At 70.5% G+C, this 23,752-nt stretch carries 17 protein-coding genes; 8 read left to right on the top strand and 9 right to left on the bottom strand.

The annotated features are described in order from the left end of the window. The first annotated feature begins 139 nt into the window (after positions 1-139). Positions 140-2,440: a protein kinase domain-containing protein gene (locus CA12_RS23090; protein WP_145357633.1), complete on the top strand. Its 2,301-nt coding sequence runs from the start codon at positions 140-142 to the stop codon at positions 2,438-2,440. Positions 2,441-2,584: 144 nt separating this feature from the next. Here the strand turns inward: CA12_RS23090 and CA12_RS04215 are convergent, their stop codons facing one another. The 3 genes from CA12_RS04215 to CA12_RS04205 all read right to left on the bottom strand — a co-directional run bounded on the left by CA12_RS04215 (position 2,585) and on the right by CA12_RS04205 (position 4,733). After that, a complete protein-coding gene (locus CA12_RS04215) occupies positions 2,585-3,043 on the bottom strand; it encodes an SRPBCC family protein (RefSeq protein WP_145357632.1) in 459 nt (152 codons plus the stop codon). Continuing rightward, positions 3,040-3,993, bottom strand: a complete 954-nt coding sequence (locus CA12_RS04210; RefSeq protein ID WP_145357631.1) for an AlbA family DNA-binding domain-containing protein — start codon at positions 3,991-3,993, stop codon at positions 3,040-3,042. The genes CA12_RS04215 and CA12_RS04210 overlap by 4 nt, the downstream gene beginning before the upstream one ends. 110 nt (positions 3,994-4,103) lie before the next feature. After that, positions 4,104-4,733, bottom strand: coding sequence for a hypothetical protein (locus tag CA12_RS04205; protein ID WP_145357630.1), 630 nt, complete (start codon positions 4,731-4,733; stop codon positions 4,104-4,106). 652 nt (positions 4,734-5,385) lie between these two features. On the opposite strand from CA12_RS04205, the gene CA12_RS04200 reads away from it, so the two are divergent. The 3 genes from CA12_RS04200 (at position 5,386) to CA12_RS04190 (ending at position 12,538) form a co-directional block, all read left to right on the top strand. After that, the gene (locus CA12_RS04200; protein ID WP_145357629.1) at positions 5,386-7,062 is read left to right on the top strand and encodes a trypsin-like peptidase domain-containing protein; all 1,677 of its coding nucleotides are present in this window, start codon (positions 5,386-5,388) and stop codon (positions 7,060-7,062) included. Positions 7,063-7,247: 185 nt separating this feature from the next. Continuing rightward, complete coding sequence (locus CA12_RS04195) at positions 7,248-8,705, top strand: hypothetical protein (protein WP_145357628.1); 1,458 nt, start codon at positions 7,248-7,250, stop codon at positions 8,703-8,705. Positions 8,706-8,896: 191 nt separating this feature from the next. Beyond that, positions 8,897-12,538 (top strand): PVC-type heme-binding CxxCH protein, encoded by a 3,642-nt coding sequence (locus tag CA12_RS04190; protein WP_145357627.1) that lies wholly within the window; start codon positions 8,897-8,899, stop codon positions 12,536-12,538. 206 nt (positions 12,539-12,744) lie between these two features. Here the strand turns inward: CA12_RS04190 and arsM are convergent, their stop codons facing one another. Beyond that, positions 12,745-13,650 (bottom strand): arsenite methyltransferase, encoded by a 906-nt coding sequence (arsM, locus tag CA12_RS04185; protein ID WP_145357626.1) that lies wholly within the window; start codon positions 13,648-13,650, stop codon positions 12,745-12,747. A 201-nt stretch (positions 13,651-13,851) separates the two neighbouring features. Here arsM and CA12_RS04180 point away from each other — a divergent pair, with 201 nt between their 5' ends. After that, positions 13,852-14,988, top strand: a complete 1,137-nt coding sequence (locus tag CA12_RS04180) for a DUF1559 domain-containing protein (protein WP_145357625.1) — start codon at positions 13,852-13,854, stop codon at positions 14,986-14,988. A gap of 82 nt (positions 14,989-15,070) precedes the next feature. Here CA12_RS04180 and CA12_RS04175 read toward each other — a convergent pair whose 3' ends face one another. The 5 genes from CA12_RS04175 to CA12_RS04155 all read right to left on the bottom strand — a co-directional run bounded on the left by CA12_RS04175 (position 15,071) and on the right by CA12_RS04155 (position 20,879). After that, on the bottom strand, positions 15,071-15,877 hold the full coding sequence (locus tag CA12_RS04175; RefSeq protein ID WP_145357624.1) for an aldo/keto reductase: 807 nt from the start codon (positions 15,875-15,877) through the stop codon (positions 15,071-15,073). 78 nt (positions 15,878-15,955) lie between these two features. After that, positions 15,956-17,251, bottom strand: a complete 1,296-nt coding sequence (locus CA12_RS04170) for an FAD-dependent oxidoreductase (RefSeq protein WP_145357623.1) — start codon at positions 17,249-17,251, stop codon at positions 15,956-15,958. A 399-nt stretch (positions 17,252-17,650) separates the two neighbouring features. Next, complete coding sequence (locus CA12_RS04165; protein ID WP_145357622.1) at positions 17,651-18,625, bottom strand: nitrilase family protein; 975 nt, start codon at positions 18,623-18,625, stop codon at positions 17,651-17,653. Between the two features lie 98 nt (positions 18,626-18,723). Beyond that, the gene (locus CA12_RS04160; protein ID WP_145357621.1) at positions 18,724-19,596 is read right to left on the bottom strand and encodes an endonuclease/exonuclease/phosphatase family protein; all 873 of its coding nucleotides are present in this window, start codon (positions 19,594-19,596) and stop codon (positions 18,724-18,726) included. 86 nt (positions 19,597-19,682) lie between these two features. Then, entirely contained in the window at positions 19,683-20,879 is a 1,197-nt protein-coding gene (locus CA12_RS04155) for a dipeptidase (protein ID WP_145357620.1), read from the bottom strand. A gap of 139 nt (positions 20,880-21,018) precedes the next feature. Here CA12_RS04155 and CA12_RS04150 point away from each other — a divergent pair, with 139 nt between their 5' ends. The 3 genes from CA12_RS04150 to CA12_RS21825 all read left to right on the top strand — a co-directional run bounded on the left by CA12_RS04150 (position 21,019) and on the right by CA12_RS21825 (position 23,717). After that, positions 21,019-21,900 (top strand): menaquinone biosynthesis family protein, encoded by an 882-nt coding sequence (locus CA12_RS04150; RefSeq protein ID WP_145357619.1) that lies wholly within the window; start codon positions 21,019-21,021, stop codon positions 21,898-21,900. A gap of 43 nt (positions 21,901-21,943) precedes the next feature. After that, complete coding sequence (locus tag CA12_RS04145; RefSeq protein WP_145357618.1) at positions 21,944-23,395, top strand: sulfatase; 1,452 nt, start codon at positions 21,944-21,946, stop codon at positions 23,393-23,395. A 157-nt stretch (positions 23,396-23,552) separates the two neighbouring features. Continuing rightward, positions 23,553-23,717 carry a hypothetical protein gene (locus CA12_RS21825; protein WP_165700543.1) on the top strand — a complete coding sequence of 55 codons (165 nt, stop codon included), beginning with the start codon at positions 23,553-23,555 and terminating at the stop codon, positions 23,715-23,717. Positions 23,718-23,752 lie beyond the last annotated feature (35 nt).

Genomic DNA, 23,752 nt, shown 5'->3' with positions numbered 1-23,752 from the left:
AGCCCCCTGAACTGCGCACGTGGGGCGATCCCTGAAAACGGGACGAGACCGTCCCCGGGCCGACCGGCGATTGCTGTCTCGACGGCGGCGGTGGGTACACTGGGCGACCCCTCCCGGCCTCGCCGCCCCGCCCCGCCCAATGCCCGCCGCGGCTGACGACTCCGCCCGCACCGTCATCTCCGGGGGATGGAGTGGACAGGGGCTGCTTACCGGGCTGCGGGCCACCGGCCGCCCCGGCCCGCTGGACGCCGGCGGCGAGGTCGATCCCGGGGGCGACACCGCCGACCCCAACGGTCGCACGCTGCAACTGACCCCGGCGCCGAACGGGGACTTCACGAACGTCACCGCGGCGGCGCTGGCCGCCGGCCCGCCGCTGCCGGTCCGCACCGTCGGCGACGATCCGACGGCGGACTATCAACTCGGCGAACGCATCGGCGAGGGGGGCAGCGGCGTGGTGCGGGAGGCGATTCAGGTCTCCCTGGGCCGCACCGTCGCCGTCAAACGGCTCAAACCCGGTCGGCCCGACGCCCGCCCCCGGTTCCTCGCCGAGGCCCGCGTCGTCGGCGGTCTGGATCACCCCAACATTCTGCCGGTCTACGAACTGGCCGCGGACGAGGGGGGCGAGCCGTTCCTGGTGATGAAGCGGGTGGTCGGCACGCCCTGGAGCGAGTCGATCCGCACGATGACCCGGGCGGAGAACCTGCGGATCCTCGCCGCGGTGGCGGACGCCGTCGCCTTCGCCCACTCCCGCGGCGTGGTGCACCGGGACATCAAGCCGGAAAACGTGCTGCTGGGCGCGTTCGGCGAGGTGTTGCTGAACGACTGGGGCCTGGCGCTGACCGAGGAGGACCGGGCCGACGCCCGTGACGCCCAGCGGCGGATCGCCCGGCAGCAGGCCGCCCGTTGCCGGGCGGACCGCGACGACGGCGAGGCCCCCACCGGCCGGCTGTGCGGCGGGATCGACGCCACCGGGATCGCCGGCACCCCCGCCTACATGGCGCCGGAACAGGCCCGCGGCGACGCCGAGGATCTCGGCCCCGGCACGGACGTCTACCTGCTGGGCGCGGTGCTGTTCGAGATCGCCACCGGCCGCCGCCCCCACGCCGGGGAGACGCTGACGGCCTGCCTCAAAAGCGCCGCCGCCAACCGGCTGGACCTGCCCGAGCCGCCGCGGCAGGAGCCGGTCGTCAACCGCTACCGGCCGGAGCGGTTCGACGTCGCTCTCTCCGACGACCCCTGCGGCGACGACGACGAGGCCGAGTGGGACGCGGAACTGGTGCAGATCGCCCGCCGCGTGATGGCCGACGACCCCGCCGACCGCCCGCCCGGCGTGGCGGCGTTCAAGGAACTGCTGGCGGAGTACGAATCCCACACGGAGAGCGTTCGCCTGACCCGCCGTGGCCGGCAGCTCGCCGCGGAGGCGGACCGCTCCGGCGACTACGCCTCCTTCGGCCTCGCCACCCGCACGCTGATGGAGGCCCTCGCCGCCTGGGAGGGGAACGACTGCGCCCGCCAGACGCTGCGGGCCGTCCGCATCGTCTTCGCCGAGCGCGCCTGCGACAACGGCGACCTCGAACTGGGCGAGGGCCTGATCGAGGCCGGCGGACTGCACGACGAACCCGTCGCCGAACGCTGCCGCGAGGCCCGGCAGCGCCTGGCGAACGCCGAGGCGGAACGCTCCGCGCTCGAGCAGGGCGTGCTCAAATGGAGTCGGGCGTTTCTCGCCAGCCCGGACTGCGTGTTCCTCGTCGACCTGACCGACGGCCGCGTCACCGAGGTGAACGATCAATTCACCGCGCTGCTGGGCTACGCGCCGGCGGATGTGGTGGGGAAGACGGTGGACGAGGCGGCGTTCTGGCCGCCCAGTCGCTGCCGCGAGAAGTTCGTCCACGGCCTGCAGGAGCGGGGCGAGTTCGAGAACGCCGAGGTCGACTTCCACATGAAGGGCGGCGGCCGGCTCACGATGCTCGTCAGCGCCCGGGCGACGGAGGTGGACGGCCGGCGGGTCGTGGTCGCCAACGCCCGGGACATGACCGTCCGCAAGCGTCAGGAAGCGGGATTAAAAAAGAGCGAGGACCGCCTCCGCCGCACCCAGCGGATCGCCGGGCTGGGCACCTGGGAGCTGGACGTCGCCAGCGGCGCCGTCTACTGGAGCGAGGAAACCTTCCGCATCGCCGGCCTGGAGCCGGCCGACGAACCGCCCGGCTTCGACGAGTATTTAGACACCGTGCACCCGGACGACCGCCCGGCACTGTTAATGGCCCTCGACGCCGCCGGCAAAGGCGGCGACGGCTTTGAGGTCCAGGTCCGCCACCGCCTCCCGACCGGCGGCTGGAACCGCGTCCTCACCCGCGGCGAACCGATCAAAGACGCCGACGGCAACGTCCTCGAACTGTTCGGCAGCGTGCTGGACGTCTCGGGGTCCTGCGACGCCGAGTAAAGAATTTCGAAGAAGGTCGTCGCCGATGAGCCGTGAGCCCGGAGCGCGAGCTCCGGCCGTGCGTTCCAAAGCCGGCTGCGGCGACGGCCGGAGCTTGCGCTCCGGGCTCACGACACGTTCACGACACGTTGCGGCGCCGCCGGTTCAATTCGTCGCCCGGGACTCGGTATAGGATCTGAACCGGTCCAGAATGCACTGCCAGCCGTCGCGTTGCATCTCGACGGGGTGGGTCGAATCGGCGACGAAGGTTTCCGTGACCCGCGTGCCGCCGTCTACCGTTTCGAATTGAATCTGGACCGTCCGGCCGTCTTCGATTTGATAGACGATCCGCTCGTGGGGGACGACCTCGGTATAGATCCCGGCGAAGTCGAACCCCATGCTGCCGTCGCGGGCTTCCATCCGGGAGGAGAACCCCCCGCCGACCCGCACGTCGTTGGTGGCGGACGGGCAATGCCAGTCGTCGGAGGCGGCGTTCCACTGCTGGATCGCGGCCGGATCCGTCCACGCGTCCCACACCCGCTGGACCGGAGCGGCGACGACGGTCTGCACGGTGACGGTTGGTGCGGTGACGGTTGGTGCGGAGGAGGGTTCGGGGGCGCTCATGCGTCGCTCGGCGGGGCGGGGGGCGTTGTGGACGGGGTCGGGTCGGAGGAACTGCCGGAGTCGACGTGTTTCAGCAGGCTGCGGAGCGTGCGTTCGATCTTCTCCAGCGCCTTGGCGGCTTTCTCATTCGACTCCGTCCCGATCGACAGCGGCGGCAGCGAGTCGGAGATATTGAGCCGGGCGACGTAGTGATAATCGTGCCCCTCGAGGTCCTGATAGTCGACGGACAGCCGCACGTCCGTGCCAAACCGTTCGTCCGCGTCGTGGAACGTCGCCACGTCCATAAAGAACGGCGTGGAGGAGCCGATGACGGGGATCGCCAGCGGCAGATGCTTCTCCACGCTTTTAAAGTGGGCCGCGGTGTTGGACAGGTCGATCCGGACCTGCACCGCCGGGGCCTCGGACAGCGTCATCACCCCCAGTTGCACCGTGCCGGGAAAGCCCGGCTTCATGCGGAACGCGTGCGCGAGGACCGGCTTGCCGACGCCCCGCTTGGCGTAGAGCGCGTCCACCAGGAACTGCCCCGCCGGCACGGTGTGGGCGCCGGCCCGGATGTAGTACCGCTCGTCGTCCGCCATGTGCGGGACCTGGGCGGACTCGAAGAATTCCACCACGGCCACGACCCGCCCCGGTTCGATCCGGCCCCGGCCGTCCGCCTCCGTGAGCAGGTGCGTGCGGTAGCGCGGCGTGGGCAAGACCTGATGGACGACCACGTCGATCCAGTCCGACAGCGCCTGACGGCCCACGACGGTCTCCACGCCGCCGTCGGCGTCGCCGTGGTCGTCCACGCCCATCACGAACACGCCCCCGCCGGTGTTGGCGAACCCGGAGGCGGCTTTGGACAGCTTCTTCCCGAACTCCGCGAAGCTCGTGAGGCTGGATTTAAATTCCGCCGCGGCCGACTCCCGGTCGGGAAAGGCGGTCAGCGGCGGGGCGGGGGGCTCAGGCATCGCGGCGGGCGTCCGTGATCTTCCAGGGCGCCGTCACGGTCGTCTAAGCAGGCCGGCAGGAACGCGGCGCGACGACTCAGGGGGCTCACGCCCCCCGCTCGCCTGCCGTTTTATTTAACGCCGAGCACGTTGACGGCGGAGAGGATCTCGTAGCCCGTCATTAATCCGCTGAGGTTGCCGAGGAACTCCGCGGAGAGGTTCCAGCGGCCGAGGGCCTCGAACAGGGAGTCCAGTCGCTCCGGGTCCACGCCCAGCTTGATCTTCAACGCCCGGCCCTCTTTGGGCGGGAGGTCTTCGAATTGGCTGACCGTGAGGAAGTCGCCCTCGCCGGCGAGGTTCAGGTGCAGCGCCCGCAGTTCGTCGGCCAGCAGGCCGTCGACGGCCAGCGTTACGTCGATCGGACCGCCCATCAGGTAGCGGGCGACGGTCTCCGGCTCCTCGGCGCACAGCCGGCCGGCGGTCTCGCAGGCGGCGTAGAGGACCGCCTCGTCCACCAGGTCCGCCTCGTGCGGGTCGTGGGCGGCGTGGCGACTCCAGGTTTCGGCCAGCAGGTCCAGTTGGACGTGGGCCGGCACGCAGCGGAGGAACGGCACCTCCGTGAGGAACCCGAACCGGGCGTGCGGGTCGCCGTCGCGGGCGTCGTGAACGGCGATTTGCTCCAGCGTGTCGTGGAACGCCGCCCGGAAGGCGACGTAGCACAACACGGTGTGCGGCAGCTTGGTGTCGGCGATTTGGAGCATGGCGGGAGGGGCGGTCCGTCGAGTGCGTCGAGCCGGGGGAGCCGACCGGCGGCGGGAGGGAAGATCCGGTCCGGGGTCGTCCTAACGCCCGTGGGGGGAGCGTCCCTGGGGAGGGACTGACGGCAGGACGCCGGGCGTGGCCTTGGGGGCGAACGTCGCGGGTCGCGCCGGCCGCGGGGACGGCCCGTCGCTGGGCCGACCCTCGTGGGGCGTGGACATGCTGGGCGGGCGCGGACCCGAACACAACGCTCCCGACCGGTTTCCGACCGAGTCCGGGCGGCCGTCGGCCCCCGTGTTCCCCGAGTCCGCAGGATCACCACCGCCCGCCTCACGCTGCGATCCCGCTCCTTCGCCGCGTCCCCCCGCCGCACCCCCCCGACATCTGGGGGGCAGCCGCCGCGGCGACCACCACCGCGACGACTGCCGACCCCGTTTCGCCCCGGCGCGCCCCCGGGCTTCCCCCGGGTTCTCCATCTGTATCGAAAAAACCGGCTGCGTCGGCCAACTGCGACGGGCGGGACCGCGTAGGAAGCGCTGTCCCCGGCCGTCTTTGCTCGACGCCTGTTCTCTGGACGCCGGTTCCCGAGGCGGCCCGACGCCCGCGGCGGCGGGGATCTCCTCCTTATTCTCTTTCATGGAACGATTCACACCGATGCCCGTCACGAAACACACCCGCGGCCTGGTGCCGGCCGCGCTCGCCGGATTGCTCGCCGCCGGGGGCACCGCCGCGGCGCTGACCGCCGGCGCCGCTCCCCCGCTCGTCCCGGCGGTCGCCGCGGTCGGCACGAACGCCACCGCCGCCGACGCCCGGGAACTGTCCGGCGTGTTCCGCACCGTCGCCGAGCAGGTCATGCCGGCGGTCGTCGCCGTCGAGGCCCGCGTCGAAGCACCGGCCGCCGCGGCCCCGCAGGTGCGGCAGTTCCGCGGCCAGCTGCCCCCCGGCGTGAATCCGGAGGGGTTCGACCCGTTCACCGATCCGCAGTTCCGCCGGTTCTTTGAGGACTCCTTCCCCGGCCGCGAACTGCCGGAGGGGTTTCGGTTTGAACGCAACCAGCTCCGCGGCGCCCCCCGCGGCGCGATCCGGGTGAAGAGCGGCTCCGGGGCGGTGATCGACCCCGCCGGGCTGATCCTGACGAACAACCACGTCGTCGAGGGCGCCTCGGAGGTGACGGTTCGCTTTGAAAACGGCGACGAATACACCACCAGCGACATCCTCACCGACCCGGACACCGACGTCGCCCTGCTGCGGCTGAACCCGAAGGACCTGGGCGATCGGAAGCTGCCCAGCGTGCAACTGGCGGACAGCTCCCGCACGCAGATCGGCGACTGGGTGCTGGCCTTCGGCAGCCCGCTGAACCAGCAGTTCAGCATGACCGCCGGCATCGTCTCCGGGAAAAGCCGGACCAGCGGCCTGGCGGAGCGGGAGAACTTCCTCCAGCACGACGCCGCCATTAATCCGGGCAGCTCCGGCGGCCCGCTGGTGAACCTGGACGGGCAGATCGTCGGCGTGAACACCGCGATCTCCAGCCGCGGCGGCGGGTACGACGGCATCAGCTTCGCCGTGCCCAGCAGCGACGCGGAATGGGTCGTGAACCAGCTTGCGGAGAAGGGCTCCGTCACCCGGGCCTTCCTCGGCGTGTATATGCAGCCCCTCGACCCCTCCGCCGCCGAGGCCCTCGGCGTGCCGACCGACGCCGGCGTGCTGGTGGCCGACGTGATCCAGGGCAGCCCCGCCGAGGCCGCCGGCGTGGAGGAAGGCGACGTGATCGTCAGCCTCGACGGCCGCGACGTCAGCGACCCGCGCCAACTGAGCCGGCTGGTCGAACGGTTGGAGATCGGCAAGGAAGTTCCGCTGAACGTGATCCGTGACGGCGGCCGCCGCACCCTGCAACTGAAGGCCGCGAACCTCTCCGAGGCCCCGCAGCAGACCGCCCGCCGCGAATCCCGCCCCAGCCGCGACGGCGACGGGGACGCGGAGATCGGCGAGGTGTTCCAGCTGGACGCCTTCGGTCTGGCCCTCGCCCCGCTCTCCGACGAGTGGCGGGACCGGCTGGGCCTGGAGGAGACCGCGACCGGCGCCGTGGTCGTCGCCGTGAAGGGCCCCGCCCGGGCGGCGGGCCTGCGGCCCGGCCAACTGGTGGAACGCCTCGGCCGGCACGAACTGGCCTCCGCCGACGACCTGCAGGCGGCGATCGACGCCGTGGACGAGGACAAACCGTTGCTGGCCCTGGTCAGCGACCCCCGCGGCGGCAACTCCTCCTTCCGCACCCTCCGCCCCGACGCGGAGCGCCCCGACGCCGAGGATTCGGACGCCGAGCGCGAGGAATAAATCGAGGCCGCGCGACGCCCTCGCGCCTAAAATGAAGGTCCTCGTGAGAGAGGAGTGAGGAGGGAACCCCCGACCGGCGCGACAGGATCGCCGGCCGGGGGTTTTTTATTGCGCGGTGCGAGAGCGGAGAGGCGCACGCGGACGGTAGGCTGTGGGCCTCACAACGCTCCGTCCCGCCGCCGCCTGTGTCCGTCGGAATCCCGATTACCTGTCCGCACTGCGGTCGTCAGGCGAGATTAAAGTCGGCCGCCGCCCTCGGGAAAACGAAGCCCTGCCCCGGCTGCGGGGAGCCGTTCGTGCTGCTCGCCGACGACGGGGCCGCGTCCGACGCCTACGCCGACCCCGACGCGGAGGCGGAGTGGAGCGACGCCCGGAACGCCCCGGCCCCCGTGCGGCGCGACCCGTCGGTGGGGCGAGCCCGGGCGAAATCGTCCTCCGGCGTGCCGATTTGGACATGGATCGGCGGCGGAACCGCGGCGGTCCTGCTGGTGTGCGGCGGGTGCTTGGGGGCGCTGCTAGTCCCGGCGGCCAACCGGGTCCGGGAGGTGGCGGACCGGGCGGAGAACCGCCGCGCCGCCGCCGAGATCGCCGCCGCCACGGAGTCGCCGACCCCCGCCCCCGCCTCGTCGGCGACGGCCCGGGCGCTCGGCGAGAAGATCGAGGCCGCTCTCAACGACCGCGACAGCCATGCGATGGCTCGGCTGCTGGACTCGGACGCGGTGTATGACCTGGCGATCGACGGGCTCGAACTGTCCGACCGCGACCGGGAGTCGATGAGGAGCGGCTTCGCCGAGGGGGCGAGGCAGAGCGCCGGAAAATGGGGCGAGGCCTTAGAGGAATACGGCTGGGCGCGATTTTTGGGCGTCTCCCGACGCGACGGCGGGTCCGTGGCGCTGGTCCGCCTGCTGTACGACGACGGCAGCATGTCTTATCTGGCGTTCTACCCCACCCCGGGAGTCCGGATCGCCGACGTATATCTGTTTACGACCGGCGAGCGATTTTCCACGATGATGCGGCGGCTTTTCGGATCGAGCCTCGGCGCGAAAGACGGCGGCATGGACACGCTCGAAGCGATGCAAGCCTTTCAACACGCCGCCCTGCGGGGAGATTCCGAGGACGCGCTCGATCGGTATCAGCGATTGCCGAAGAACCTCCAGGAACTGCGTGCGGTCCAGGTGTTGCGAGTGCAGGCCGCCGGTCGGTTGGACGACCCGGACCGGTATAATGCGGCGTTGGCCGACGTGGATCGCCGTTTCCCGGATGATCCATCGCTGGATCTGTTGAAGATCGGCTACTATGTCGAAGAACCGGAGAAATTGGTCGTCGTACTGGAGCGGCTGGACCGGGCGTTGGACGGCGACCCGTACCTGCGGGGGATGCTCGCGACGTGCCTGCCCAAGGTGGGCCGCGACGCCGACGCGATGGCCGCGGCGATCGCGGCGGTCGAGGAGGAACCGGACCTCACGCTCGCCCAGGCGGGGCTGCTCTCCGCCTTCATCGCCGCCGGCGACTTCGACGCCGCCGCCGATCAGCTCCGACGGCTGGAGGAGGAGTTCGCGATGGTGTACGAACCCGCCGAACTCACGGAGTTCTATCCGCGCGGCGACGAGTTCGTCGCCAGCGACGCCTACCTCGCTCTGTGATCCGGCGATCGCTTCCCGCGCTGCGGGCAGGTCCCCGCCATGATGCGCGGAGGCAACGAACGCGCAGCGCCCGAGGGGCAGGGGGGCGAATCCTCGCCGAGCGGGCGCCCCGCCGGCTCGTCCCGTTCGGCAAGGGGGGCGTTGGTGGATAAACTCTCCCCGTTCCCTTCCGTCCGGCGAGAGCCCCCGTAATGAATGCCGTCCGTCCCGCCGGTTCCTCACGCATCCGTCCGTCACGAACCCGTCCCGTTTGGGGCGCCGCCGCCCTCGCCGCGGCGTTGGCGTTGCCCTCGTTGACGATCGCCCGGGGACCGGTCGAACCGGCCCCCGCCGATCCGGCGGAGCAGACCTACAATCCGCCGATCGCTCCTGCCTCCGACGAGGGCGAAAACGCCCTCGCCGGGTTCACGCTGCCGAAGGGCGCGACCGGCTCCGTCTGGGCCGCCGAGCCGCTGCTGGCGAACCCGGTGGCGATCGACGTCGACTATCAGGGGCGGTTGTGGGTCTGCGAGACGTTCCGCCAGGGCAAAGGCGTGGAGGACAACCGCGGTCATATGGACTGGCTGCGGGCGGACCTCGCCGCGGAAACGGTCGAGGACCGGGCCGCCTACTCCCGCAACTATATTGAGGACGCCGACGCCAAATACACCGCGGAGCAGGACCGCATCCGCCTCGTCACCGACAGCAACGGCGACGGCAAGGCCGACGCCGCCACAGTCTTCGCCGACGGGTTCAACACGATCGTCTCCGGCACCGGCGCCGGGGTGCTCGTCCGCCCGGACGGGGACGTGTATTACACCTGCATCCCGGACCTGTGGAAGCTGAAGGACACCGACGGCGACGGCGTCGCCGACAAACGCGATGCCCTCTCCACCGGCTACGGCGTGCGGTTCGCCTTCCGCGGCCACGATATGCACGGCCTGACGATGGGCCCGGACGGCCGCCTGTATTGGTCCATCGGCGACCGCGGCTTTCATGTGCTCTCCCCCCCGTCCGAGGGGAAACCGGCCGAACTGCTGGCGATGCCGGACACCGGGGCGGTCTTCCGCAGCGAGTTGGACGGCAGCGGGCTGGAAATCTTCTCGTACGGTCTGCGGAACCCGCAGGAGATCGCCTTCGACGACGCCGGCAACCTGTTCACCTGGGATAATAACTCGGACAGCGGCGACAAGGCCCGCTGGGTGCACGTGTTGCAGGGCGCCGACAACGGCTGGCGGATGTATTTTCAGTACCTCCCGGACCGCGGCCCCTGGAACCGGGAGATGATGTGGATCCCCCGCGACACCCCGGCCACGGTGCAATTCGGCGCCAGCGGCGTCCCTAAAGAGACCGCCGCCGCCCAGGTCCAGCCGGCCCACGTGTTCCCGCCGCTGGCGAACATCGGCGACGGCCCCAGCGGCCTGACCTACGACCCCGGCGTCGGCCTGCCGCCGGAGCTTCGCGGGCACTTTTTCGCCTGCGACTTCCGCGGCACCCCCGGCAACAGCGGCGTGCGGCACTGGACCAACGAACGCCACGGCGCCAGCTTCAAACCGGTCGACGACGGCCAATATCTCTGGGGCGTGCTCGCCACCGACGCGACCTTCGCCCCGGACGGCAGCCTGTTCGTCTCCGACTGGGTCACCGGCTGGACCGGCGTCGGCAAGGGCCGCGTCTATCGCATCGCCCAGCCGAAATACACGGCCGAGGAGAGCGCCAAGATTCTCGCCGACGGGTTCACAGAGGCGAACGAATATCGCCTGCTCGAATTGTTGAACCACGCCGACCGCCGCGTGCGGGCGGAGGCCCAGTATGAATTGGGCAGCCGCAACGCGACCGACGCCCTGCTGAGCGTCGCCGAGGACGCCACCGCCGACCCCTTCGCCCGCCGGCACGCCCTCTGGGGCTACGGGCAGTGCGTCCGCGTCCACGGCGCCGACCCGGCCCCGCTGGCGACCCTCGCCACGGACACCGACCCGCTGCTGCGGTGGTGGGCGCTCCGCCTGCTGGGCGAGAACGCCGCCGACCAGTACGCCCCGCTGTTCGCCGCCGCGCTCAAGGACGAGGACGCCCGCGTCGTGCGGGAAGCCGCCCTGGCGCTGGGCGAAACGACGACACCCGAGCCGACCGCGACCGCCTGGCTGCGGGAGGTGATCGCCGCCGACGGCACCGACCCGGCCCTGTTCCACGCCGCGACGGTCGGACTTAGTGCCACCGCCGGCCCGGGCGAGTTGGCGGCGTTCTTGGGCGCCTCCTTCGCCTCCCGTCCGGGGCTCGGCGACGCGGACGTCGCCGCCCAGAACGCCCGGCTGCACACGGCCGCCGTCGTCGCCCTGCGGCGGGCGGGGGCCTGGACCGCGTTGGCCGACGCCCTCGGCCGGGGCGGGGCGGAGAACCCCGCGGTGCGGCTGGAACTGGCCCGGGCCGTCATCGACGAACCCGCCGTCGCGGAGTCCGGCCCGGCACTGTTCGCCCTCGCCAACACGACCCAGTTCGGCGACGAACCGACCCGCGACCCGCTGCTCCGCCGGGTGCTGATGGCGAACTTCCTGCTCGGCGACGCCTCCGCGGCGGCCCGGGTCGCCGCGGTCGCGGCGGACGGTGGCCTGCCCTCCGCCCTGCGGGAGGAGGCGATCGCAACGCTGACGATGTGGGACGCCCCGGACCGCATCGACCGCGTGACCGGCCGGCTCCGCCCCGCCGCCGAGTGGGCCGCCGCCAACCCGGCGAACCGCATCGTCCCCGCGACGGAGGCGGCGTTGGAGAACGCGAAGGACGGGCAGGCCGAGATCGTCCGGGACGCCGCCTTCCTGCCGGCCCTGCTGACGGAGAACGCCCCGGCCCTGCTGGACGGCTCCGAGAAGGTGCGGGCCGCCGCCGTCGAACTGCTGGCGAAGTACAAGATCGAGGCGTCGCTGGATGCGATGCGGGCCCTCGCCGAGGATGCTTCCCAGCCGTCCGAGGTCCGCGTCGCCGCGGTGCGGGCCGTGGACGATCTGGCCGACGACGCCGCGGTGGCGATCGCCGTCGCCCGGTCGGCCCTCAAAGCCGAGGACCCGTCCGTGCGGGCGACCGCCCGGGCGGTGCTGGTGAAGCGGGACCCGGCCTCCGCCGTCGGGCTGCTCTCGGAGGCCCTGGAGGAGGGCGCCACGCTGGAACGCCAGCGGGCCGTCTCGGCCCTCGCCGGGCTGGAGTCCGGAGAGGCCGACGCCGTCATTGAGACTTGGCTGAAGCGCCTGATGGCGGGCGAGGCTCCGCCGGAGATCACGCTCGAACTGCTCGAAGCGGCCTCCACCCGCAAGGACGGCGCCTTCGGCGAGTACCTGGCGATGTACGAGGACAAGCGCGGGCCGGACAAGCTCGCCCAGTGGAGCGAGACCCTGACCGGCGGAGACGTCGCGGCGGGCAAGGAGATCTTCTTCGGCCGCAGCGCCGCGAGCTGCCGGCGCTGCCACATCGCCGACGGCGAGGGCGGCGAGGTCGGCCCGCGACTGGACGGCATCGCCGCCAAGCGGGACCGGGCCTATTTGTTGGAATCGATCGTCCTCCCCAGCGCGAAGATCGCCGAGGGCTTCGCCACCGCCGTCGTCCTTAAGGAAGACGGTCAGGTCGTCACCGGCGTGCTGAAAAGCGAAACCGCCGAGGCCCTGACCCTCGTCCTGCCGACCGCCGAGGAGGTGGTGATCCCGACGGCCCAGATCCTCGACCGGGCCGACGGCCCCAGCGCCATGCCGGCCGACATCCCCGACGCCCTCACCAAACGGGAGATGCGGGATTTGGTGGAGTATCTCGCCAGCCTCAAAACCGCCCCCGACGGCGAACACGGCGAAGGCGGCCGCGGCGAGGGGGAGTGAGCGGCGTTCGCGTCCCCCCTCTCCCCCTTTTTGGGGGAGAGGGGTCGGGGGTGAGGGGGCGTTGACTTCCGAGCACCGTTCCCAGTCCGCCGGCTCTCCTTCAATCCCCTCACCGCAGAGAGCGGGGGCGTAGGAACCGTGCCTCACCCTCACCCCCGGCCCCTCTCCCAGAGGGAGAGGGGAGACCCTGGAGGCGACCGTTCGCCCTACGGCTTCACCGCGTAGACCTTCACGCTGGCGGCGTAGTCGTTGACGTCGTGCTCGGCTAGCAGCTTGGCGAGCCGGGCATGCAGGGTGGGGTCGGCGGCGGTTTGTTCGGAGGGCGAACAGCACCCGCTGTCGAGCACCGCCAAGCCGCTTGAACCGGCGTCGCCGGCGGCGGGGGAGCAGCAGGCGCCCTGGCCGTCGACGCTGGCGTAGGCGTTCAGGTCGGTCCGTTCGTCGACCACCTTCACCTCGCTGAAGCCGGCGTCGGACAGGCCGCTTTGGAACTGCTCGATCGGGATCGCCCCGGCGATGCAGCCGACGTAGGCGCCGACGTCGTCCTTGATGGCGTCGGGCAGCGGCTTCTTGAGGGCGATGTCGGACACCGCCAGCCGGCCGCCGGGCTTGAGGACGCGGGCGATCTCCCGGAACACGGCCGGCTTGTCCGGGGCGAGGTTGATCACGCAGTTCGAGATCACGCAGTCCACCGAGGCGTCCGGCAGGGGCAGGGCGTCGATGGTGGCGTGGTGGAACTCCACGTTCGTCAGCGGCGTGCCGTTCGGGCCGGCCGCGGCGGCGTTGGCCCGGGCGCGGTCCAGCATCGCGGGGGTCATGTCGACGCCGATCGCCCGGCCCGTCGGCCCGACCTTGCGGGCGGCGAGGAACACGTCCAGCCCGCCGCCGCACCCCAGATCGACCACCACCTCCCCCGGCCGCAGGTTCGCGGTCGCGGTGGGGTTCCCGCAGGAGAGGCCCATATTCGCCGCGGCGGGGATGCTGTCGAGTTCCTCCGCGGAGTAGCCGAAAGCCTCCGCGACGGCCCGCACGCCGGCGTCAGAGCCCGTCAGGGCGCTGGCGGCGACGGCGCCGTAGTTCTCGCGGACGTTGTCCTGAAGGGTGGCAGTCATGCGGGGAGTTTAGGAGGACCGTCTGCATTCGAGTACTCCGGCCGCCGCCGCCCGCTCATTGTGCGCATCTCATCGTGCACATCTGCGATTGTGAATGCGTGGCCGGCGACGTATCGTCCGGCGTGACGCATGGGTCGTGTCCGATACGTCGCGGGCGGCCTGTGCATGTTGCGTTTTTAGGTCTTTTCAGGACGTTCTCCCATGAATCAATCTCTCGCCGGCGCCCGGGGCGCCGGGCGCCGATCCGGCTTCACGCTGATCGAATTATTGGTGGTGATCGCGATCATCGCGATCTTGGTCTCCCTGCTGCTCCCCGCCGTGCAGCAGGCCCGCGAAGCGGCCCGGCGGAGTCAGTGCCAGAACAACCTGAAGCAGTTCGGGCTGGCGATGCACAACTATCACAGCACCTATAAGACGTTCCCGGCGGGCAGCGGGGGCACCGGGAAGGCCGGCGCCGGCGGCCTGGAGGGGAACTGGGACCGGCTGGGCTGGCAGGTCCCCCTGCTGCCGTACATGGATCAGACGGCGTTGTGGAACCAGATCAGCAGGCCGATGTCGGTCGACACGGACGACGACGGGACCCCGGACGTCACGTACGCCGCGATGGGGCCGGCGCCCTCGCGCAACGCCTACCCGCCCTGGAGGATCGAGTACCCCAGCACGCTCTGCCCCAGCGACGGCGTGCCGACCCACGGCCTCATCGCCGACACCAACTACGCCGCCTGCTGGGGCGACGACAGTTACGCGTCCCGGTACAACGCCTCGACGGCGAGCGAGCGGGGCGTGTTCAGCCACCGCGCTTGGCGGGGCGTCCGCGACGTGCGGGACGGCACGACGACCACGCTGCTGCTCAGCGAGATGGCTCGCAGCGGCGGCGACCGCTCGTTCCTCGGCAACGCCTACCGAAACCCGCGGACCAAGCCGTCCGCCTGCCTGGCGAACCACGGCGACCCGGATGAGCCGGGGTACTACGTCTCCTCCGGGAACACCGTGGCCCGCGGCACCCGCTGGACCGACGGGGCCCCGGTCAACTCCGGCTTCAACACGCTCTCGCCCCCCAACGGGGTCAGCTGCGTCCGGCACGACCAGTCCACGGCGATCAGCGACAGCAATCGGCCGGATTACTCCGTTCTCGCCGCGACCAGCCACCACACCGGCGGGGTGCAGGTCTGCATGGTCGACGGCTCGGTGAACTTCATCTCCGACACGATCGACGCCGGCGACCAGGATTCCCAGCCCGTCACGCACGCCTCCTACACCGGCGGCAACAAGAGCCCCTACGGCACCTGGGGGGCGCTGGGCACCCGGGCCGCCGGGGAGGTCGTCGGCGAGTTCTGAGCCGGTGCGGCCTGTTCAGGAAAACGCCCCGGGCCGGTCTCGCGACCGGCCCGGGGCGTCGTTCATGAATCCTCCGAACCCTCTACGCCGCGGCCCGCAGCAGGGACTTTCCCGGCCGCCACGCCTTCGCGGCGGCGACGTTCGCCCGCAGGTTGGCGGCGCTGGCGGTGCCGATCACCAGCGAACTGACCCCCGGCCCGTCCAGCCCGAACCGCACCGCCGCGGCCGGGTCGTGCCGGCCGGCGGCCAGCGCCTTCTTGACCAGCACGCCGACGCCCCGATGCTCCGCCTCCACCATCACGGCGGCGTGCGAGGTGTCCTCCGCGTGATATTCGACCATCACCACATCCGCCCATTTCAACGCCTGGGCGCAGCCGGAGGGCCGCTTGCCGGAGAGCCCCACGTACCGCGCCAGCCCCCGCCGTTTGAGGTCCAGCAGCGTCTCCACGGCGTCGGTTTCGTTCTGCACGTAGGCGTCGCGGCCGTCGGAGTGAATCAGCAGCAGGTCGACGGCGTCCGTCTTCAAGGTCCGCAGGCTCCGCACGACGGAGGCGAACACCGCCGTGCGGCTGAAGTCGTAACGGCTCTCGGACTCCCCCGACGGGCCGAGCCCCCAGCGCTCGCCGACCTTCGTGCAGAGGGTGAACTCGTCCCGGCGATGCGACAGGAACCGGCCGATGCGGGCCTCGCTGGCGCCGTAGGCCGGGGCGGTGTCGATCAGGGTGACGCCGGCGTCCAGGGCGGCGTTCAACAGGCCCTCCGCCTCCGCGTCCGTCGGCAGCGGATAGGGCGTGGGATATTTCGTGCCGCGGTTGCGGCCGATCTTGAAGGCCCCGAAGGAGACGGGCGAAACCGACAGGCCGGTGCGGCCGAGGGGGCGGGGGGTCATGGCGGAGTTCCGTAGGGTCCGCTCTGCGGACCGTGCAGGGGAAACAGGGTGGGTCTCAATCAGTCCGCACAGCGGACCCTACGCGGCCCGCCGGAGCGGTTCTTGCCGGCTCCGCCACTCGCAACGCTCCCACGGCGGGGCGGCGACCGGCGGACGCGGCCAATCAGCGGGAGGGACGAACGACGAACCCGACGCCGCCCCCGCCGCGATCGCCAGCCGGGCGGCCAGCACGGGGGCGAGGGCCAGTTTCGTCGGCCAGCCGACGTGCAGATTGCCGGCGGTGTAAAGCTGAGCGTCCTCCGGCCGTTGTCCGCCGGCGTGGCCCTCGGCACGGTCGACCCGGTAGGTCGCCCAGTCGCAGCCGGAGAGGTCCAGCCCGGGGATCGCCTCGGTCAGTTCGCGCTCGGCCCGAGCGATCAGCGGTTCCGGGTCGAGGTTCACCCCGTCCTCGGCGAGTTGCCCGCCCACCTGCCAGACGACCCGGCCCGACGAATCGCGGTCGCTGGTGATCGTCACCCGCGTCTTCGCCCCGTCGACGCAGTGCCCGGACAGCGGCGGCAGGCGTTCGCCGCGGACGAGAACCATATGGAGAGGCCGGCGCTGCATCGTCGGCAGGGCGCCGGCGAGGCGCTCCGCCCCCGGCAGGTCGAGCGATTCGAGCAGCCCGGCGTTCCCGGCCCCCGCGGTGAGGGCGACGTGGCGGGGGGCGACGGCCAGCGTGCGGCCGTCCGGGGCGGTCAGCGTGACGCCCGTGATCTGCCCGCCGGCGGTGTGAACGGCGACGCCGTCGTCGGCGATCTGAAGGAGGCGGTCGAGGTTGCGGCGCCGCAGGTTCGCCACCAGCCCGGCCGGGGAGAGAACCTGTTCGTCCAAACGGCAGACCGGCCCCTTCACGCCCCGCAGCACGGGGGGGATTTCGTCGGCGGCGAGGGCGGTGGGGGCGACCCGCAGCCCGGCTTTGGCGCCGATCATGCCGAGGCGGCCGGTCAGCGATTCGCTCCGCCACAGCAGGCAGTGCGGGGCGCGCACGGGGGTCTCCGAGAGGTCCGGGTGCGAGCCGCCGGCGGGGCCTTCGTGCGGAAAGACGGGGTCCGGGTTCCCGGCGACGCAGCGGCGCCAGAGGCCGGGCATCTCGCGGATATTCTTGGCGCTGCCGGTCAGCAGGCCGGTGAGGGTGTATTTGAGCCCGCCATGCACGATCCCCTGACTGGCGACCGTCTGCCCCGCCCCCAGTTCGCCCCGCTCGACCAGCAGACAGGAGAGCCCGCGGCTTGTCAGCACGTCCAGCGCCCACAACCCCGCCACCCCGCCGCCGACCAACAGCACGTCGAGGGCGGGCGCGTCGGGGGGGGAGGGGCCGGCGGAAGCGTTCATGGAACGGGTTGTAGACGGCCCCGGCCGCGCGGGGAACGGCGAATTCGCGACCGCCGGCCCCGCGTCGCCGGCCCGGGTCACTTCCGTTTGAAGTACCAGTACGCGACCCCGCACGTCGGCCCGATCGCCAGGCCGAGACCGAGAACGGCGCCTTGAGACCACATGAGCGACATCGCAATCGAGGACCCGGTCGGGGCCGTCGACTCAAGCGACATGAGCACCGCCATGCAGGCCGCGGCGACGCTCACGCCGCTGACGAGACCGACGGTGGCGCATTCCTGAATTGGCATCGGGCGAGAGCGGCGGGCGGAGCAATCGGCGGGGCGCCAAGGTACGGCATCGTCAGTTGGCCGACATGCCCCTGCCGAGAAGCGGGTTCGCGTCCGAGGCAGCGATTTGTCAGGCGGTTTTCGTGCGCTCCTGCGAGAATCTCGCGGATCTGGGGTCGAGTTCGTCGCCGGTTCTGACCGTCAGACTCGCATACAGCTCCGGTCGTCTCCCCCGGATCCACCTCCGACCGGTGCATCGCTCGAGTTGATCGGCTTTGAGCTCTGCGACGACCATCTGATCTTGAGCCTTCCCTGTCTCGGCCAGAATCTGGCCGTACGGGTCCAGGATCATGGCGTTGCCGGTTCGCACTTCGTCGTCGTCGATTCCGACACCGTTGCTGAAGATCAGAAACATGCCGTTGTCGTGCGCCCGGGAGGGCAGCCAGCGCATGAGCCACGCTCTGCCCTTCGGCCCTTGGAACTCCGCTTCGATCGACGCCGGGTCGGATTCCCTGTCGTCCCACAGCCGGGGATCGATCAGTCCCATGGCGCCCGGGCTCCTGGAATTGCATCCGCCGGTCTGGTGGGGAGCCAGCAAGATTTCGGCTCCCTGCAACGCCGTCGCCCGTGCGTTTTCCACCAGGTTATTGTCCCAGCAGGTGAGCACGCCGATGCGGCATCCCTGCGGCGCGTCGAACACCGTATATCGGTCCCCGCTCGCCATATGTTCGCTGATGAAACAGTGCAGCTTTCGATGGCACGCGTGCGTGCCGTCGGGCATGGCCACGAGGTAGGAGTTGTACAGCCGTCCGTCGTCGGCGACTTCGATCAGCCCGGCGCCGATCGTCATGCGATGCGTGCGGGACAACGACAACAACCTCTGCGTCGTGGGCCCGTGGGGGACGCGCTCCGCGAGCGCCTCGATTTCCGGCTTGGCGAGGTTTCGGACGTGCCAATAGCCCGTCACGCACATCTCGGGGAAGGAAATTAACTCTACGTTCCGTTCGGCCGCCTCTTCGACGAACCGTTCGATCACGGCGACGTTGTACGGCTTATCCCCTGCACGGTGGTTGAACTGCACGGAGGCGACTTTAATGTCCTTCATTCCCTCTCCCGTTGTCGAAGTCCGCCGGAACGAAACGTCTCCCATGCGTCGCGTGAAGACGCCCGCACGTCGTGCTGCACGCCGTCGCCCGGGCGGGCTCAGTCTTCGCTCGCCGACGCGCCGATGCGAAACACGGCCACGAACGGACGGTGATCGGAGGCGACTTTCTCCTCAATCGCACCGCTTTTCGTCAGGGTGATCGGGCGCGACGAACACGACGAGCAGTACGCGATGAAATCGATCTGCCGGGTGGGATCGGCGGCCGGAGACGTCGGCGCTTCGTCGCCGAGCAACGTCCAACTCTTGGTGAACGTCTTCAGCGGTTCTGCGTCGCGGGTCGCGTTCAAATCTCCGCCGAGGATGGCCGGTTCGGTCCACTCCTCGACAAGCGTCCGCAGCGCGTTCGCCGACGCGAGGCGATTCTCCGCGCTGCGGTGATCCCAGTGGGTCGACAGCACGCGGCAGACGCCGCAGCCGGGGACGTTCACCTGCGCGACGAGCACGCCGCGGGGCTCCGAGCCGCCTGCGGGCAATGCGTGGTTTTCCGAACGGAGAATGGGGTGACGCGACAGGATCGCATTGCCGTACTGACCGCCCGAATACGGCAGATTGGCTCCGAACGCGGAGTGCATCCGCGTGAGCCGGGCCAGTTCCTTCGCCTGATCCACACCGTCGGCCCGCTGGGTCTTCACGTCCACTTCCTGGAGCAACACGACGTCCGCCTCGGTCGCCAGAATGACCCCCGCGATCCGCTCCAGGTCGATCCGCCCGTCGGCGCCCTCCCCGTGATGAATGTTATAGGTGAGGACGCGGATCTCCCGCCCCCCGTCGTGCGGCTCCGGAGAACCGGAAGCCAGCATTCCGAGGAGGCAGAACGCCGGAAGAAGAGAGGCCATGACGGTCTTCTGAAGGGAAAACAGATTCGCGAGGCGGCGTCGCGAGCCGGATGCGCCCGCGACATCGTACGACAAGCGGGCGGCTCACGCGTCGTCGAGTCGCCGCGTCGGGGACGGCCGTCAAATCGAAGCGATCGTCTCCGTCGCCCCCCAGTAATCGTTCACTCCGCTCGCTCACCGACGGCCAGCGCCGCCCGCAAGACCCGCAGGGCGTTCTCGCCCATGATGCCGCGGATTTGGTCCTCGCTATAACCGCGGTCCAGCAGGCCCTGGGTGAGGCGGGGGTAGGCGGAGACGTCCTCCAGGCCCGCCGGGAGCGTGGAGACGCCGTCGTAGTCGCCGCCCAGGCCCACATGCTCCGGCCCCGCGATCTTCGCTAAATGATCGAGGTGGTCCAGTACGTCGTGGATCGTGCCGGGGCGGACGGGATGCTCTTGTCGCCAGTCCCGCTCCAGGCGGTCGCGGGCGGCCTCGTCGTCCGGGAGTTGGGCCGCGGCCTGCCGGCGGATCTCGTAGATCCCGGCCTGCTCCGCGGCGAATTCGGGGACGACGAAGGCGCTATAAAAGTTCGCCATCACCACGCCGCCGTTCTCCCTGAGGCGCCGCAACACGTCGTCCGGCACGTTGCGGGGGTGATTCGCCACGGCCCGCGCGGAGGAGTGACTGAAAATGACCGGGGCCGCCGTCACGTCCAGAGCGTCGTGCATCGTCGCCGCGGAGACGTGCGAGAGGTCCACCAGCATGCCGACCCGGTTCATCTCCCGGACCACCTCGACCCCGAACGGGCTCAGGCCGTCGCTTTTAGGTTCGTCGGTGGCGCTGTCGGCCCAGTCCAGCGTGGCGGAGTGCGTCAGCGTCAGATAGGCCGCCCCGGCCTCCCGGAACTTCGTGAGCAGGCCGATCGAGTTTTCGAGGGCGTGGCCGCCCTCCATCCCGATGAGGGAGGCGATCTTCCCCTCGGCCCGGGCGGCCTCGACCTCCTCGGCGGTGCGGCAGAGGGCGAAGGTCTCCGGGTGCCGGCGGACCATTTCGTTGACGATCGCGATCTGTTCGAAGACCGCCGTCGCGGCGCCCTGTTGCGCGGCGGGGACGTAGACGCTCCAGAACTGCAGCCCCACCCCGCCGGCCCGCAGGCGGGGGATGTCCGTGTGCAGGGCGGGCACGCCGGCGGCGAGGTCGAACTTCGAGAAGTCGGAGCCGAAGTCCGTACGGATCGCCCACGGCAGATCGTTGTGCCCGTCCGCCACCAACAACGTCCGATGCAGAGCCGCCGCCTCCGGCGAAACCGTGATCGGTCCCCGGTCGTCGCCGGCAGGCGGGGCGAAGGCGGCGGCGAGGAGCAGGGCGGTGAGGTTCATGGCCGCGAGGATACCGGCCCCGAACGGCCGGCGGTCCTCCAACGAAGGCGAACCGAATCGCCCGCGGCGTTACGCTCTGCGGCCGTCCGCGGTTCTCGCCGCGTTCCGTCCGCGTTCTTCGTTCGTTTTTCGACCCCCCATGCGTTCTGCCGCCGCCGTCGAGCCCCCCCTTGCCTCCGGGGAAAAACTGATCCGCGTCGGGCACAGCCCGGACCCGGACGACGCGTTCATGTTCCACGCGCTCGCCAACGACAAGATCCCCACGCCGGGCTATCGATTCACGCACGATCTGGTCGACATCGAAACGCTCAACCGGCGGGCCCTTGAAGGGACCGACCTGCTGGAACTGACGGCCGTCAGCCTGCACGGGATGGCCCACCTGACCGACAAATACGCCATCTGCAACTGCGGGGCGAGCATGGGCGACGGCTACGGGCCCCGCGTCGTCGCCCGGCAGCCGTGGACCGTGGACGACCTCCGCGGCAAACGGATCGCCGTGCCGGGGACGCTGACGACGGCGTTCCTCAGCCTCAAACTGATCCTCGGCGACGACTTTGAATATGAAGTCCGCCCGTTCGACACGATGCTGGACGTGGTCGAAGCCGGCGAGTTCGACGCCGGGCTCGTCATTCACGAAGGCCAGCTGACCTACCCGGATCAGGGGTTGCACCTCGTCGTGGACACCGGCGTCTGGTTCCAGGAGCAGACCGGCCTGCCGTTGCCGCTGGGGTGCAACGCGATCCGCAAGGACCTCGGGGCGGAGACAGTGAACGAGGTGACGGCGATCCTCAAACAGTCCATTCAATACGGCCTGGAGCACCGGGCCGAGGCGCTGGAATACGCGGCCAAGTGGGGCCGCGGGCTGGACGACGCCCGCAACGACGAATTTGTGGAGATGTACGTCAACGACTGGACGCTGGACTTCGGCGACCGCGGCCGGGCCGCGGTGCGGGAGTTGTTGAAGCGCGGCTATGAAGCCGGCGTGATTCCCGAACCGGCCGAGGTGGAGTTCGTGGGCTGAGGCCGGCAAGGTGAGCGGGTCGCTCCTTTCACGGCCCGTTCCCATGCTCCGCCTGTCGTTCGCCCTGCCCCTGTTGTTCGTGACCGCTGCCTGGGGCGCGCCGCCTCGCGGCGACGGCGAACCGGGGGCGCCGAACGTGGTGCTGTTTCTGGTGGACGATCTGGGGGCGAACGACCTCGGGTGCACCGGCAGCACGTTCTATGAGACGCCGCACGTCGACGCCCTCGCCGCGGCCGGCACGCGGTTCTCTCAGGCCTACGCCGCCTGCCCGGTGTGCAGCCCGACGCGGGCCAGCCTGCTGACCGGCCGGCACCCGGTGCGGGTCGACGTGACCGACTGGATCCCCGGCACCCGCAGGAAGGGCCGGTTCCAGCACGTCGACGACCGGGACAATCTGGCGCTGGAAGAGGTCACGCTGGCCGAGGTTCTCAAAGAGGAGGGCTACGGCACCTTCTTCGCCGGCAAGTGGCACCTGGGGGACGAGGGCCATTGGCCGACCGATCAGGGGTTCGACGTGAACATCGGCGGCAATTCGAAGGGCTCCCCGCCGGGCGGGTATTACGCCCCGTGGAAGAACCCCACGCTGACGGCCCGGGCCGACGGCGAGTACCTCACCGATCGCCTCGCCGACGAAACCGCCGCCTTCGTGCGGAACGCCTCGCAGGACGCCGACGGCGAGCCGTTCTTCGCCATGCTGAGCTTCTATAACGTCCACACCCCGATCACCGCGGACAATATCACCGTCGCGGAGTTCGAGCGCGAGGCCGAACGGCGGTTCGACGACCCCACGCCGACCATTGAAGAGGGCGCCGCGGCCGGGGCGGAGGTCATCTCCCGGGCGCGGCAGGACCTGCCGGCCTACGCCAGCATGGTCGCGGCGATGGACCGGGCCGTCGGCAAGGTGATGAATACGCTGGAAAATCAGGGGCTGCGGGAGAACACCGTGGTGATCTTCTTCAGCGACAACGGCGGGCTGTGCACCTCGCGGCGGATGGGGCCGACTAGCAACCTGCCGCTGCGCTCCGGCAAGGGCTGGCTCTATGAGGGCGGCGTGCGGGAGCCGCTGATCGTCGCCGGGCCGGGCGTGTTGCCGGGGAAAGTCGTCGACGAGCCTGTCGTCAGCATGGACCTGTTCCCCACCGTGCTGGAGCTGTGCGGGTTGAAGTCGCGGCCGGAGCTGCACGCCGACGGCGTCTCCCTCGTTCCGCTGCTGGCCGGGTCCGACGAACTCGAGCCGCGGGACTTCGTTTGGCACTACCCGCATTACCACGGCAGCGGCTGGACGCCGGGGGCGTCGCTGCGGCGGGGCGATTGGAAGGCGATCGAGTTCTACGAAACCGACACGGCGGAGCTGTACGACCTCGCCGCCGACCCCGGCGAATTGAAGAACCTCGCCGCGGAGCGGCCCGACAAGCTGGCCGAACTGCGGACCGCCCTGCGGGACTGGCAGTCGGCAATGAACGCCAAGATGCCGGTCGAGGCCGGCGTTCGATAGGCCCCGCCGGCCGTCGCGAGCGGCCGGCGCGAACGACCGTCGCGGCCCCCGCGAGTTCCCGCCGCCAATTTAGACGGTCGACGGCGAACGGGGCGCCGTTCTATAAAGACGCTCGCGTCACACCCGACGCAGCTCTTCCTTCCCACAGGTCACCGTCATGTCCCGCCCCGCTCGTTTCGTCGGCCGCTTGGCCGTTCTGCTGTCGCTCCTTCCGCTCTCCCTCGCGGCGTTCTCGCTGACCGGCTGCGATTCGGAGCGGGGCGGGGTCACCGCCGAGCCTGAGACCCCCGAAGAATCCACGCCGGACGACATGGAGATCTGAACGCGGTCTCCCGGTCAGTTCGTCCGGTCCATTTC

The organism is Alienimonas californiensis (assembly GCF_007743815.1).
GTDB classification, from domain to species: Bacteria; Planctomycetota; Planctomycetia; order Planctomycetales; family Planctomycetaceae; genus Alienimonas; species Alienimonas californiensis.
The sequence above is the reverse complement of the archived record's forward strand: the minus strand, read 5'-3'. Positions and strand labels throughout refer to the sequence as shown.